The organism is Nocardia sp. CA-136227, from assembly GCF_050955695.1.
GTDB lineage: Bacteria > Actinomycetota > Actinomycetes > Mycobacteriales > Mycobacteriaceae > Nocardia.
In genome coordinates this window covers 5,605,584-5,619,435 of the sequence record NZ_CP192081.1, presented here as the reverse complement: position 1 = coordinate 5,619,435, position 13,852 = coordinate 5,605,584, and the positions used below count along the sequence as shown (strand labels likewise).

At 66.6% G+C, this 13,852-nt stretch carries 11 protein-coding genes and 1 tRNA gene; 5 read left to right on the top strand and 7 right to left on the bottom strand.

The genetic code is table 11. The features are described 5' to 3' along the window. Positions 1–124 precede the first annotated feature (124 nt). Positions 125–1,516, top strand: a complete 1,392-nt coding sequence (locus tag ACQP06_RS26015) for an FAD-binding oxidoreductase (RefSeq protein ID WP_433667043.1) — start codon at positions 125–127, stop codon at positions 1,514–1,516. Between the two features lie 77 nt (positions 1,517–1,593). Here ACQP06_RS26015 and ACQP06_RS26010 read toward each other — a convergent pair whose 3' ends face one another. From ACQP06_RS26010 to aceE, 6 genes are all read right to left on the bottom strand, one after another. Next, positions 1,594–3,024, bottom strand: a complete 1,431-nt coding sequence (locus ACQP06_RS26010) for an acyl-CoA carboxylase subunit beta (RefSeq protein WP_433667042.1) — start codon at positions 3,022–3,024, stop codon at positions 1,594–1,596. 161 nt (positions 3,025–3,185) lie between these two features. Continuing rightward, a complete protein-coding gene (locus ACQP06_RS26005) occupies positions 3,186–4,436 on the bottom strand; it encodes a KasA/KasB family beta-ketoacyl-ACP synthase (protein WP_213560178.1) in 1,251 nt (416 codons plus the stop codon). Between the two features lie 10 nt (positions 4,437–4,446). Next, complete coding sequence (gene acpM / locus ACQP06_RS26000; protein ID WP_357098105.1) at positions 4,447–4,746, bottom strand: meromycolate extension acyl carrier protein AcpM; 300 nt, start codon at positions 4,744–4,746, stop codon at positions 4,447–4,449. Positions 4,747–4,841: 95 nt separating this feature from the next. Beyond that, positions 4,842–5,756, bottom strand: a complete 915-nt coding sequence (locus tag ACQP06_RS25995; protein ID WP_379276474.1) for an ACP S-malonyltransferase — start codon at positions 5,754–5,756, stop codon at positions 4,842–4,844. A gap of 128 nt (positions 5,757–5,884) precedes the next feature. After that, positions 5,885–7,186 carry a PucR family transcriptional regulator gene (locus ACQP06_RS25990; RefSeq protein WP_433594726.1) on the bottom strand — a complete coding sequence of 434 codons (1,302 nt, stop codon included), beginning with the start codon at positions 7,184–7,186 and terminating at the stop codon, positions 5,885–5,887. Between the two features lie 45 nt (positions 7,187–7,231). Next, complete coding sequence (gene aceE / locus ACQP06_RS25985; RefSeq protein WP_433667041.1) at positions 7,232–10,132, bottom strand: pyruvate dehydrogenase (acetyl-transferring), homodimeric type; 2,901 nt, start codon at positions 10,130–10,132, stop codon at positions 7,232–7,234. Positions 10,133–10,364: 232 nt separating this feature from the next. Between aceE and ACQP06_RS25980 the strand changes: the two genes are divergently transcribed. The 4 genes from ACQP06_RS25980 (at position 10,365) to ACQP06_RS25965 (ending at position 12,224) form a co-directional block, all read left to right on the top strand. Further along, on the top strand, positions 10,365–10,928 hold the full coding sequence (locus ACQP06_RS25980) for a hypothetical protein (RefSeq protein WP_433667040.1): 564 nt from the start codon (positions 10,365–10,367) through the stop codon (positions 10,926–10,928). A gap of 187 nt (positions 10,929–11,115) precedes the next feature. Further along, positions 11,116–11,538 carry a DUF3052 domain-containing protein gene (locus ACQP06_RS25975; RefSeq protein ID WP_433673437.1) on the top strand — a complete coding sequence of 141 codons (423 nt, stop codon included), beginning with the start codon at positions 11,116–11,118 and terminating at the stop codon, positions 11,536–11,538. A gap of 122 nt (positions 11,539–11,660) precedes the next feature. Next, entirely contained in the window at positions 11,661–12,125 is a 465-nt protein-coding gene (locus tag ACQP06_RS25970; RefSeq protein ID WP_357098120.1) for a peroxiredoxin, read from the top strand. Positions 12,126–12,152: 27 nt separating this feature from the next. Continuing rightward, positions 12,153–12,224, top strand: a tRNA-Val gene (locus ACQP06_RS25965). A 184-nt stretch (positions 12,225–12,408) separates the two neighbouring features. Here the strand turns inward: ACQP06_RS25965 and ACQP06_RS25960 are convergent. Next, positions 12,409–13,710: a trypsin-like peptidase domain-containing protein gene (locus ACQP06_RS25960; protein WP_433667039.1), complete on the bottom strand. Its 1,302-nt coding sequence runs from the start codon at positions 13,708–13,710 to the stop codon at positions 12,409–12,411. Positions 13,711–13,852 lie beyond the last annotated feature (142 nt).

Genomic DNA, 13,852 nt, shown 5'->3' with positions numbered 1-13,852 from the left:
CTGCGTACTTCCGGAACACCCGAGCCGCGGCGTTCAATAGGGCGAACGACCGATGTGCTGTGACCCCGTACAGCGCAGCCTGAATTTCGCCACGGAGGCAGACCGACACCTTTGAGGAGCGGACATGACCACTGCGGAAATCGATATCGAGGTACTGCGCTCGGCCGTCGACGGGGTGGTGATCACGCCCGCCGACCCCGACTACGACACGGCCCGTCAAGTCTGGAACGGCGGCATCGACCGCCGCCCCGCCGTCATCATCCGCCCCGCCTCCGCGGCGGGTGTCGCGGCCGCCGTGCTGGCCGCCCGCCGGTACAACCTCGAGATCACCGTGCGCGGCGGCGGCCACAACTACGCGGGCCACGCGGTCGCCGACGACGCCATGATGATCGACCTCCGCGCCCTCGATTCGATCACCGTCGACACCGACGCCAAACTCGCGCACATCGGCGGCGGCGCCACCTGGGCGCAGGCCGACGCCGCGACCTCCGCGCACGGCTTGGGCGTCACCGGCGGCTTCATCTCCACGACGGGCGTCGGCGGCCTGACCCTGGGCGGCGGCATGGGCTGGCTCACCATGCGCTGCGGCCTGAGCTGCGACAATCTGGTCGCCGCCGAGGTCGTCACCGCCGACGGTCGCGTCGTGGTCGCCTCACCGCGCGAGAACGCCGAACTGCTGTGGGGATTGCGCGGCGGCGGAGGCAATTTCGGCATCGTCACCACCCTCACCTTCACCCTGCACGATGTGCCGTCGCTGGCCCAGCTCGCCATGCTGTGCTGGACCCCCGAGCGCGCCGCCGAGGGTCTGGCCGCCGGGCGTGAACTCATCGCCGGCCTGCCCAAGGGGTACGGCGGCGTGATCATGGCGGTCAGCGCGCCGCCCGCCCCGTTCGTGCCCGAGCACTATCAGGGTCAGCCGGGATTCGTGGTGGGGGTGGCCGGATTCAGCGATCCGGACGAACTCGAGGCCATCGTCAAGCCGCTGCGCGCCGCCGCCCCGGCCCCGGCCTGGGAACTGGTCACCCCGCTCCCGTACACCGCGCTGCAGCAGATGTTCGACGAGTCGGCCCCGCCCGGACTGCACGCGTACGAGAAGTCCCTCTACGTCGACGATCTGTCGGACGCCTGCCTGGCCACGCTGATCAGCACCTTCCCGCGGCGCCGCTCCCCGCTGACCCTGGTCCCGATCTTCCCGCTGCGCGGCCGCTACAGCGAAACCCACGAGGACACAACGGCATTCAGCGGTTCCCGCAACCCGTGCTGGGCCATCAACATCAGCGCCATCACCCCCGACCCGGCCGATTTCGCGTCGGAACGGCAGTGGACCCGCGACTTCTGGGATGCCCTGCGCCCGTACGCCAATTCCTCGGCGAGCTACGTCAACTTCCTCGTGGACGACGACCCCGCCCGGCTCCAGGAATCCTACGGCGAGAAGTACTCCCGGCTCACCGCCCTGAAAGCCGAGTGGGATCCGGACAACATCTTCCACCACAACGCGAACATCCCTCCGGTCTGACCCGGAATCGATTCCCCTGCAACGCAAAGCGGGCGGTCTCCGTAGAGACCGCCCGCTTTGCGTTGCCGCGTAACGAATTACAGCGGAATGTTCTTGTTGTGCTGCGGTCGCGACGGCGCGGCGGCCAGCGCGGCGGCAATGGTGGAGCGGGTCTTGGCCGGGTCGACGACCTCGTCCACGACCCCGATCGCTATGGCGCGCTCGACGCCGCCCGCGATCCGCTCGTGCTCCTCGGTGAGTCGCTCCAGCATGGCCTCGCGCTCCTCCTCCGGGGCGGCCGCGAGAGCCTTCTTGTGCAGGATGCCGACGGCGGCCTTGGCACCCATGACCGCGACCTCGGAACCCGGCCACGCGTACACGGCCGTCGCGCCCAGCGAGCGGGCGTTCATGGCGATGTAGGCGCCACCGTAGATCTTGCGGGTCACCAGGGTGACGCGCGGGACGCGGGCCTCGGCGAACGCGTGCAGCAGCTTCGCGCCGCGGCGCACCACGCCCTCGAACTCCTGCGAGACGCCCGGCAGGTAGCCCGGCACGTCGGTGACGACGATCAGCGGGATGCCGAACGCGTTGCACAGGCGCACGAAACGCGAAGCCTTCTCGGCGCTTTCGGAGTTGAGGCAGCCGCCCAGGCGGATCGGGTTGTTGGCCAGCACGCCGACGGTGCGGCCGCCGAGGCGACCCAGACCGACCACCATGGACCGGGCGTACCCGCCCTGCAGTTCCTCGAAAGTGCTTTCGCCGTCGACATTGTCGAGCAGCTCGTTGATGATCGGCTTGACGTCGTAGGCGCGCTTGGCCGACTCCGGCATCATGGCCTTGAGGTCGACATCGCCGTGCGCGGCGGCGGCCAGGTCGAATTCGCCCTGCTCGGCGAACATCGAGACCAGGCGGCGCGCACGGTGCATCGCGTCCTGCTCGTCATCGGCGACGATGTGGCAGACGCCGGACTTCTTGCCGTGGGTGACCGGGCCGCCCAGGGTCTCCATGTCGACGCTCTCACCGGTCACCGTCTTCACGATGTCCGGACCGGTCACGAAGACCCGGCCTTCCGGAGCCATGATGACGATGTCGGTCAGCGCCGGGCCGTACGCGGCGCCACCGGCGGCGAAGCCGAGCACCACGGAGATCTGCGGGACCTGGCCGGACGCGCGGACCATGGCCTCGAAGACCAGGCCGACGGCGTGCAGGGCCTCGACGCCCTCCGCCAGTCGCGCCCCGCCCGAATGCCACAGGCCCACAACGGGAATCTTGGAGTCGATGGCGGTATCGATCGCATCGACGATGTGCTTGCATCCCTCGACGCCCATGGCGCCGCCCATCACGGTCGCATCGGAGCAGTAGGCGACGGTGCGGACACCGTCGATCTCACCGATGGCGGCGAGCACGCCGGACTTGTCGCGGGGGTGGAGCGGGAGAACGGTTCCGGGATCGAAGAAGCGCTGCAACCGACCCAGCGGGTCACGGGGATCGGTCGTGGTGTCCGCGTGTGCGGGGGCCATGATGGTCATCGCAAACTCTCCTCATGAGGAAAATGCGGTCGCTGAGAGCGGCTGCGAAATGTCGAAATCCCGGCAGGGGATTCGGGTCCGGGATCTCGATCCGAAATCCCCTGCCGGGACCACTTGTCTTACTGACCGGTTCTAGAAGTGCGCGGTTCGTCTAGTGCGCGTCAGTACCGGCCGAAGGCGAGCGCGACATTGTGCCCACCGAAACCGAAGGAGTTGTTGATCGCGTACTGGATGTCCTGATGACGCGCAGCGCCGTGCACGACGTCCAGATCGATCGCCGGATCCTGGTTCTCGAGGTTCAGCGTCGGAGGGACGACACCGTCCCGGATGCTGAGCACCGTGAGAATCGACTCGAGTGCGCCGACGGCGCCGATCGAGTGGCCCAGGGCCGACTTGGGTGCGTAGACCGAGGCGTGCTTGACGCCGGCCTTGTGAATCGCGTTGGCCTCCGCGGTGTCACCCACGGGGGTGGCGGTCGCGTGAGCGTTCACGTGGGTGATGTCCGAAGCGGACAGACCCGCGGTCTGCATCGCGCGCTGCATGGCGCGAGCCGCACCGCTGCCCTCCGGATCGGGAGCCACGAGGTGGAACCCGTCGGAGGTGATACCCGCGCCCATGAGGCGGGCGTGGATGGTGGCGCCACGAGCCTTGGCGTGCTCCTCGGTCTCGAGGACCATGAGCGCGCCCGCTTCGCCGAAGACGAAGCCGTCGCGATCCTTGTCGAAGGGACGCGAGGCGCCCTTCGGATCGTCGTTGCGAGTCGACATGGCCCGCATCATGGAGAACGCGGCGATCGGAATCGAGTCGATGAAGCCCTCGACACCGCCGGTGACGACCATGTCGGCGTCACCCATGACGATCATCCGCCAGGCGTTGGCAATGGCCTCCGAACCCGACGAGCAGGCCGAGACCGGAGTGACCACTCCCGCGCGGGCCTTGAGCTCGAGGCCGACCACGGCGGACGGACCGTTCGGCATGACCATCTGAACGGCCAGCGGCGAAACCTTGCGGTAGCCACCGTTCTTCAGCTTGTCGACCGAATCGATCAGCGCGTCGCCGCCGCCGAGACCGGTACCGATGGCCACACCCAGCCGCAGCGGGTCGACCTCGGGGGTGCCGGCGTTCTTCCAGACCTCACGACCGAGCACGGTGGCCAGTCGCTCGACATACGCCATGCGGCGGATCTCGACCCGCTCGAGCAGCGTGTCCGGCGACACCTTCAGGTGGCCGCCGATACGAACCGGAAGGTCGTACTCCGCAATGAAGTCGTCCTCGAGAGTGTCGATGCCGCTCTCGCCATTGAGGAGGCCCTTCCACGTCGCATCGACGTCACCGGCGATCGACGTGGTCGCCGCCATGCTCGTTACGACGACGTTGGGAAAGTTCCCGTTCAAGGTGGAAGGAGTGGTCACGGTGTCGGTCCTACTCGCCCTGGTGCTTGGCCTTGAGGGCCTCGGCAGCCTCGGAGTTCTCGGCCTCGAGCTTCTGGATGTACGCCACCGCGTCGCCGACGGTCTTCAGGCTCGCCAGGTCCTCGTCCGGGATCTTGACGCCGTACTTGTCCTCGGTCTGGACGGCGATCTCGACCATCGACAGCGAGTCGATGTCCAGGTCGTCGACGAAGGACTTCTCGATGGTGACCTCGGAGGGCTCGATACCGGTCACCTCTTCGATGATCTTGCCGAGCTCTTCGACGATCTGTTCCTGGGTCAGAGCGGCCACTGTGGTGGCTCCTTATCTTCTGTAGAGGGGTGGGGATTCATTGTTTGCGACCCGGTTGCTCCATCGCCGTTGATGGGAGCGGGCCGCCAGCCAAGCTAGCTTGCTGAAGTCAGCTCGGCGAGCGCGGGGAGATCCGCGGGGGTCTTCAGCGCCAGATTCGGGGTGCCCTTGAGCTCCCGCTTGGCGATGCCGACCAGGGTGCCCGCAGGCGGCAACTCTGCCACCGCGGAAACCCCTGCCGCACGGATCGTTTCGGTGCACAGGTCCCAGCGCACGGGGCGCGTGACCTGAGCAGCGAGCTTGTCGATCGCATCCTTGCCCGAGCTGACCGGCTGCCCGTCGAAGTTCGACAGCAGGGTCCGGACCGGCTCGTTCGGGACGATCTGGGCGATGGCCTCCGCCACCGCGTCCTGGGCGGGTGCCATGAACGCGGTATGGAAGGCGCCGGCGACCGGCAGAGCACGGACGCGGGCCTTTTCGGGCGGGTTCGCGGCCAGGGCTTCGAGCGCCTCGAGCTTACCCGCGGCCACGATCTGACCCACCGCATTGCGGTTGGCCGGGACCAGGCCGAGTTCCTCGAGACGAGCGAGAACCTCCGCTTCGTCACCGCCGAGCACCGCGGACATTCCGGTCGGCTCGAGCGCGCACGCCTTGGCCATCTCCGCACCGCGGATGGCGGCCAAGGTGACCGCGTCGTCGGCGGAGATGACTCCGGCGACGGCGGCGGCGGCGAACTCACCGACCGAGTGTCCGGCGACGACTGTATCGGCGGGCAGTGAATCCTGCGGGATTTCGGCGAAAGCCAGCAGGGCGGCCGCGACGACGAGCGGCTGGGTGACAGCCGTGTCGACGATTTCCTCGGCGGTCGCAGTCGTGCCCAACCGCAGCAGGTCCAGCCCCGCAGCCTTACCCCACAGCGCGACGCGGTCCGCGGCGCCGGGGAGTTCCAGCCATGAGGTGAGCATGCCGGGTGTCTGTGAGCCCTGTCCGGGCGTGAGCAATGCGATCACGGGTTTAAGAAAACACTGTGAGGCGGCTCTCACGAGATGTCGGCGCGAATGAAGCTTCGTTGGCAGTTTTGTGAGGAGTCCACAAAAGACCACGTGGGTTGTCCGGATCGCCCGATCCTCGAATCTCGTTACACCCCATCCTTGGGCTCTGTGACGGGAGTCACATCAGTGGCAGGAGTGGGTGATTCGTTACGGGTTCGTGTCAGCCGGCCTACTGTGGCCGCGATCCGTAACACATAGGCATCGCGCGGATTCATCGGATCCCGACCTGTGATGTCGCCGATCCGCTTGAGGCGATAGCGCACGGTATTTGGATGAACGAACAGCTGGCGGGCGCAGGTTTCGACGGCTCCACCACAATCCAGATACGCATCCAGCGTGTCCGACAAATCGGCGCTGGCGGCGGCCAACGGTAACACGAGAAGCTCGTTCAGAGCGTCGATGGCAGCGCGGTCTCCGAGCAGGGCACGTTCCGGCAACAATTCGGACGCGTGCACTGGTCGGGGGGCTCCCCGCCAGCCCACCACGGCCTCCATGCCGGCCATCGCCTCCACCGAACTCACGTGCGCCGCGGACAGCGCGCGCATCGTCGGGCCGATCACCACCGGGCCCTCACTGAAGGCGTCCGCCAGCAGATCCGCGAGGAACTGCGACGGATACATCGGGTCCCCGAGATGTCCGCTGACTACCATTACCAGCCGCGAACCCTGCACCACGGCGAGCGCGTTGCGGCCGTGCCGGGCCGCCACCGCATGTACGGAACTGACAACGGCCACCTGATCTTTGGGAGGAGTCCCAACGAGAACGGTCGCCGGTGCTGTCGCATCCCAATTGAGGGTGGACGCGCGGGAGAGCATTTCCGGGCCGTTGTCGCCGCGCACCACGGCGTCGACGACCAAGGCCTCCAATCGGGTGTCCCAGGCGCCGCGCGACTCCGCGGCCGAGGCGTACACCGAGGCGGCGGCGAACCCGAGCTCCCGCCCGTACCGCAGCACCGCCTCGGTCAACGCCACCAGCTGCCGGTCGTTGCGGGCCAGCGCCGGCAGCCACTGTTCGAAGAACTCCATGGCCACCCGGACCATGTCGACGGTCTGGCGCAGCGTCAGCCGCCGCGCCAGATCATCCGGAATCACCTGGAAGGCATCGAGGCTGAACCGGATGTCGGACTCCGGGTCCTGCAGCCATTCCAGGAAGTTCACCACCGCCGTCTGCACCAGCATCTGCACCCCGGCCCGCTGGGCGGCGTCCAGATTGGCGAAGAACGGCAACCGATCCTGCATCGAGGCCACGGCCTCGGTCGACAGGCGACCGGAGAACTGCTTGACCCGTTTCAGGAGAGTGTCCGGAAGCGGGTCGCGCGTCTGCCGATTCGGGGAGAGCGCGCCGGTCGGAAGATAGACCTCGTGGGAGGAGGTGCCCTCTTCGTTTATCCGGCGCGGCCTCGGCGGTTTACGTTCCACAGTTCCTATGTTCGGCTATGCGTCGCCACCTTCGGTACCGGGTGCCGCCTTCGGCGCGGCGTTCACATCGTCGACGCCGTACCGGCGGGCCGCCTCGGCCACCGTCGCCTGCGCGATCCGGCCCTGATTGGCCAGTCCCTGCAGGGCTGCCACCACGATGGACGCGGCATCCACATTGAAGACGCGGCGCGCGGCCGGGCGGGTGTCGGAGAATCCGAAACCGTCCGTTCCCAGGGTGATGTACTCGCCCGGCACCCACTGGCGGATCTGATCGGGCACCGCGCGCATCCAGTCCGAGGCCGCCACGAACGGGCCCTGCGCCTTGGACAGCACCTCGGTGATGTACGGCAGGCCCTGATCCTGGTCGGGGTGGCGCAGTTTCGCGATCTCCTTGGACAGCGCCTCCTTGCGGAGCTCGCCCCACGAGGTCACCGAGTAGACATCGGCCTGCACGTTCCAGTCCTGGGCCAGCATCTCCTGGGCGCGCAGGCCGTCCGGCATGGTGACGCCCGCGACCAGGATGTTCGCGCGCAGGATCCCCGCCGAACCGGGCTGATAGAGATAGATGCCCTTCAGCAGGCCCTCGACGTCGAGGCCCTCCGGCTCGGCCGGCTGTACATACGGCTCGTTGTAGAGGGTGATGTAGTAGAAGACGTCCTCGCCGCCGAACTCGTGATGCACCGAGTGCGATTCGGGATCGGTGCCCGGCAGCGCCTCCTGATACCCGGTGGCCAGGCCGCCGCCGTACATGCGGCGCATGCCGTCGCGCACGATGTGGGCGATCTCGAAGGAGAAGGCCGGGTCGTAGGCGACGCAGGCGGGGTTGGTGGACGCCAGCAGCAGGGAATGACCGTCGTTGTGCTGAAGGCCCTCACCGGTCAGTGTGGTTCGCCCGGCGGTTGCCCCGAGCACGAAACCGCGGGCCATCTGATCCGCGGCCGCCCACAGGCCGTCGCCGGTGCGCTGGAAGCCGAACATCGAATAGAAGATGTAGAGCGGGATCATCGGCTCGCCGTGCGTCGAGTACGAGGTGCCGACCGCGGTGAAGCTGGCGGTCGAACCGGCCTCGTTGATGCCCTCGTGCAGGATCTGGCCGATGCTCGACTCTTTGTAGGCAAGCATCAATTCCGCGTCGACCGATGTGTACAACTGGCCGTTGCGGTTGTAGATCTTCAACGAAGGGAACCACGAGTCCATACCGAAGGTGCGGGCCTCGTCGGGGATGATCGGGACGATGCGCTTACCGATCTCCTTGTCGCGCAACAGTTCCTTCATCAGGCGCACGAAGGCCATGGTGGTGGCCACGCTCTGCTTGCCCGAACCCTTGCGGACCGAACGGTAGGCCTCGTCGCCGGGAAGTTGCAGGGGCTTGGACATGGTGCGGCGCTCGGGGACGAAACCGCCGAGCTGGCCGCGGCGGGCCATCATGTACTGGATCTCGGGGGCGTCCATGCCGGGGTGGTAGTACGGCGGCAGGTACGGATTCGCCTCGAGCTCGGCGTCGGTGATCGGAATGCGCTGCACATCGCGGAACGCCTTCAGATCGTCGAGGGTCATCTTCTTCATCTGGTGGGTGGCGTTGCGGGCCTCGAAGTGCTTGCCCAGGCCGTAGCCCTTGATGGTCTTGGCGAGGATGACCGTCGGCTGGCCCTTGTGCGCCATGGCCGCGGCGTAGGCGGCGTAGATCTTGCGGTAGTCGTGGCCGCCGCGCTTGAGGTTCCAGACCTCGGAGTCCGACAGGCCCTTCACCAGTTCCTTGGTGCGCGGGTCACGGCCGAAGAAGTGCTCGCGCACGTAGGCGCCGTCATTGGCCTTGTAGGTCTGGTAGTCGCCATCGGGGGTGGTGTTCATCAGGTTGACCAGCGCGCCGTCGCGGTCGGCCTGCAGCAGCGAGTCCCACTCGCGGCCCCACACCACCTTGATGACGTTCCAGCCGGCGCCGCGGAAGAACGACTCCAGCTCCTGAATGATCTTGCCGTTGCCGCGGACCGGGCCGTCGAGGCGCTGCAGGTTGCAGTTGATGACGAAGGTCAGGTTGTCCAGGCCCTCGTTGGCGGCCACCTGGATCAGGCCGCGCGACTCCGGCTCGTCCATCTCGCCGTCGCCGAGGAACGCCCACACGTGCTGATCGGAGGTGTCCTTGAGGCCGCGGTCGTGCAGGTAGTGGTTGAAGCGGGCCTGATAGATGGCGTTCATCGGGCCCAGACCCATGGAGACCGTGGGGAATTCCCAGAAGTCGGGCATCAGGCGCGGGTGCGGGTAGGACGACAGGCCCGCGCCGGGACCGCCGTGGCTGTACTCCTGGCGGAAGCCGTCCATCTGATCCTCGGACAACCGGCCCTCGAGGAACGCGCGGGCGTAGATGCCGGGGGAGGCGTGGCCCTGGATGAACACCTGGTCGCCGCCGCCGGCGTGGTCCTTGCCGCGGAAGAAGTGGTTGAAACCGACCTCGTAGAGCGCCGCCGAGGACGCGTAGGTCGAAATGTGGCCGCCCACACCGATTCCCGGGCGCTGGGCGCGGTGCACCATGACAGCGGCGTTCCAGCGGATATAGGCGCGGAAGCGGCGCTCGACCTCTTCGTCGCCGGGGAACCACGGCTCGTTCTCGGTGGGGATGGTGTTGACGTAGTCGGTGGAGGTCAGCGCGGGGATCGCGACATGGCGTTCACCGGCGCGCTCCAGCAGGCGCAGCATGAGGTAGCGGGCGCGGCCGGGGCCCTCGCGGGTCAGCATTTCGTCGAAGGAGTCGAGCCATTCGCTGGTCTCCTCCGGATCGATGTCCGGCAGGTATGACGCCACCCCCTCGCGAATCACTCGAACCCGGCCCCCCGCCGGGCTTTTGCGTGCCGATCCGCCCTGGGGTTCCTGTGACCCGTTGGTGGAGTTCGACGACGTAGGGTGCATCAAGTCGGTCAAGACGATTGCTCCTCGTACACATGGGGTGGGACATCTGGTGTGGCGTCAATACCCCGGGTAGCCGTTGGTGCGCGGCGTACCCGTTCAACGATCGGTTGGGGCGCATCTCACATCCTTGCCGATGATGCGGCCCAGGTCATCATGTCAGCCGGAAATCCAGTACCGTGGCGCAGGGAACCGCGCCGCTCGCGACGGGTTCCATCACTTCCGGGCTGGATCGGGGAGGAACCGAGTGAAGCTGCTGAACCCGAGGGGGTTCGGATTGCTGTGCGCGTCCGCGGCGGTGGCGGCCGGACTGGTGCTGGCCGGGTGCGCGAACACGGTCGAGGGTACCCCGACGGCGAATCAGGTTCAGGTGTCGTCGTACAAGGCCGACGCGGCCACCTCGGCGGCGGCGGCCAGCTCCTCGAAGGCGGCCGCGGCGAAGGCGAAGGCGACCGCGGACAACTGCGGCCCGTTCCGCAAGACCACCGGCACCCAGGTCGACCGCTACAACGAGTTCGTGGACGCCCACGACGCGAACGACGTGAGCGCGGCCGACAAGAACGCCAAGCGCGACACCGCGGCCCAGGCGCTCGAGGACGCGGCCAAGACGGTCGAGGCTCAGGTGACCGCGTCGGGTCCGGACCTGGCGCCGGAGGTGGCGCAGAGGTTCACCGACTACGTGTCCGCGGCCCGGGATCTGGCGGCGTCGGTGCGGAAGCTGACCACCAATTCCTCCGTCGCGCCGTTGAACGACGCGAGCAAGAAGGTCAACGACACGTTGACCGCGGTTCGCAACTCCTGTCCGGTCTGAACGCCGCTCCCGCCGCGAGCCCGATCGATAGGCCAGGTCGGAGGGGGTGTGAGCGGGCTGTCCGCTGAGTCCCGGCGGTCTCACATACGACATTTAGGGTGCGATTTCGGCCGATCGGCTTGCGCTGGGGGCTTTTACCATGTTCGCTTGCAACTACCTATTGTCGGGAATTGAGGAGGACACCACCGTGGTCGCCGCGGCGGACGCGCAGAACTACGCTCAGAAGCTTGGCATTTCACACGACATGGTGGTTCAGGAACTGGGCTGGGACGAAGACGCCGACGACGCGCTTCGCTCCGAGATCGAAGAAGCCACCGGATCCGAGCTGCTCGACGAAGACACCGACGAGGTGGTCGACGTCGTGCTGCTGTGGTGGCGGGACGGTGACGGCGACCTGGTCGATGAACTGCTCAATGTGATCACCCCGCTCGCCGATGACGGCGTCGTCTGGGTGCTCACACCCAAGACCGGTCAATCCGGCCATGTCGATCCGAGTGAGATCGCCGAGTCGGCCACCCCCGCCGGCCTCACCTCGACCACTCCGGTCTCCCTGGGCACCTGGACGGGCACCAAGCTCACCCAGCCCAAGACACCCTCCAAGCAGCGCTGAGGCCTTCCACTAAGGTTTTCGGTGAACCGGGTGCACCCGGTGGATCGGCTCGTCCGATCCACCGGGTCGCACGCGGCGCCGCGTCGTACGCCGCGCCGCCACATCAGGATGGAGGGGAACGCATGCCGCTCGAGATCGGTACGCACGCACCGGACTTCACGTTGAAGGACCAGAACAACCAGGAAGTCACCCTGTCGAGCTTCCGCGGTGAGAAGAACGTCCTCATCGTCTTCTACCCCCTCGCCTTCACCGGCATCTGCCAGGGCGAACTCTGCAAGGTCCGCGACGAACTCCCCAAGTTCCAGAACGACAACGCGGAAATCCTCGCCATCTCCGTGGGCCCCCCGCCCACCCACAAGATCTGGGCCGCCGAACAGGGCTACACCTTCCCCCTGCTCTCCGACTTCTGGCCCCACGGCGAAGTAGCCCAGGCCTACGGCGTCTTCAACGCCAAATCCGGCTACCCCAACCGCGGCACCTTCGTCGTCGACAAGGACGGCATAATCCGCTTCGCCGAAATGAACGGCCCCGGCGAGCCCCGTGACCAGGCAGCTTGGGAAAAAGCCCTCGCCACACTAGATTCATAACCCGTCGCCCGGGTTTCCGGGCGGTCAGGGCGTATAGCTCAGTGGTAGAGCTCTGGTTTTACACACCAGCGGTCGGGGGTTCGAAACCCTCTGCGCCCACCTTGAATAATCACCCGTCCACGACGACGTGGTGCAGCGGAATTTCACCGCCGGCGAACCACATCGTTTGTGGCTCAGTGCACACCGACCGCGGATCCCAGCTTCGCTCGACGAGATTCGTGCACGCGCTCAATAGTCACCGCTGAATGACCGCTGTCACCCGATCCTGCAGCAGCCCTGAGGTTCAGCCGGCGGCGTGTCCGCAGCGAGGGCAGAATTTCTCCTCTGGGTGGTGTTCGAATCCGCAGTTGGAGCAGTAGCGCGCCTCGGTATCCGGGCCGTCTGTCCTCGACGGCTCGTGGTCCTCAGCGGGAATCGGTTCGGCCGACCCGACGGTGACCGGCGTCGGATGCGACATCGGCTGTGCGTGAGTTGTCTCCGGTCCGCCAACCGGGTCGTCTCGGAGACCGGCAGCAGAAACCGAACCCGTGGCGGCAGCTTCGCCGGCCGGTGCAGGAACCGCCATAGCGGTCCTCCGGCGCCGGAACAACAGGGCCGCAGTCGCGCCGGCAATGACCAAAGCGGCCACTACCACTCCAGCGATCACGGGAAGGACCGGGAAGCTGCTCTTCGACGCGGATTGAGCGAGTGGTACGTCGTGTGAATCCAGGAAGGTCCGCAGATCCTTGGTTTCAGTAATGAAGTTCGTGCCGGCCATCTCCGCACCGGTACTGGGATTCAGGACGCCGAAGCTGTTGATTCCCACGACCTGACCATCACTGTTCACGGTCGGGCCGCCCGACATGCCGCCGGACATGTCGGTGCTCACCTCGAGGACCGATACTCCCTGAGGCGAAACCTGCTGGCTCGACACCGTGCCGGACTTGAACGACGCGTGGGGGATCCGGCTGGGATCGGCGAAGTTCAACACACTACCGGGGAACCCGATGGAGGTCAGCTGGCTGCCGACCTGCGGAGTCACGTCGGCGATCGACAGTGCCGGTGTGTCCTTCGACAAGCCCGACGCCTTCAGCAAGGCCAGATCCCCTTGCTCGAACGACCGGAAGTCGACGATCTGAACGGTGGTGGCGGTCGTGAGCACGGCGTCGTTCACCGTTGTCGGCTGAATCGCCTTCACCGCGCGGTCCACCGGCGCCCCTTGCGTGGTCCCCTCCACCTTCCAATTCATGAGGGCGGTTTCCAGCAGGTCGGATCTGCCCTTGGACGAGAGGAAATGCTGCAACAGGGCTTTCTTGCCCTCCGCCGGATCGACACAGTGACCGGCCGTCATCATCTGGCCGGTCTTGCCGACGAACCAGCCCGTGCAAGTCGAATCCGCTGTCACTTCCTTCGTGAACCCCACGCCATCCTGATCGTATTTCGGCGGCACGAATATATATCCGTCCCAGCTCGTCTCGAGCAGGACGACCGACCTCTCCAGATCGGGTCCGCTGGGCGCACCCGCCGCACTCGCTGCACAGCCGATCACCAACGTGCCGGACAGTAGAATTGCGCCCAGTGGTTTGAGCGACTTATCGACGAACATGATCCGGATCCCTCCAATTGTGTACTGGTCACTGCGGTCGGCCGAGGGTGGGCCTTGCGTGGTCACTGTCACATTTACCCGACGTCATGGCGGTTATTTTCTGCAGACTCGCTGGTCCTGTTCCGTAAGGACGTTGGTCGTC

What these genes read in the sequence shown, in the direction of transcription:
- ACQP06_RS25970 (WP_357098120.1), top strand. Translation starts at nt 11,661, where the DNA reads ATGCCGCTCGAGATCGGTACGCACGCACCGGACTTCACGTTGAAGGAC.
- ACQP06_RS25960 (WP_433667039.1), bottom strand. Translation starts at nt 13,710, where the DNA reads ATGTTCGTCGATAAGTCGCTCAAACCACTGGGCGCAATTCTACTGTCC.
- ACQP06_RS26010 (WP_433667042.1), bottom strand. Translation starts at nt 3,024, where the DNA reads ATGACCATCATGGCCCCCGCACACGCGGACACCACGACCGATCCCCGT.
- ACQP06_RS26015 (WP_433667043.1), top strand. Translation starts at nt 125, where the DNA reads ATGACCACTGCGGAAATCGATATCGAGGTACTGCGCTCGGCCGTCGAC.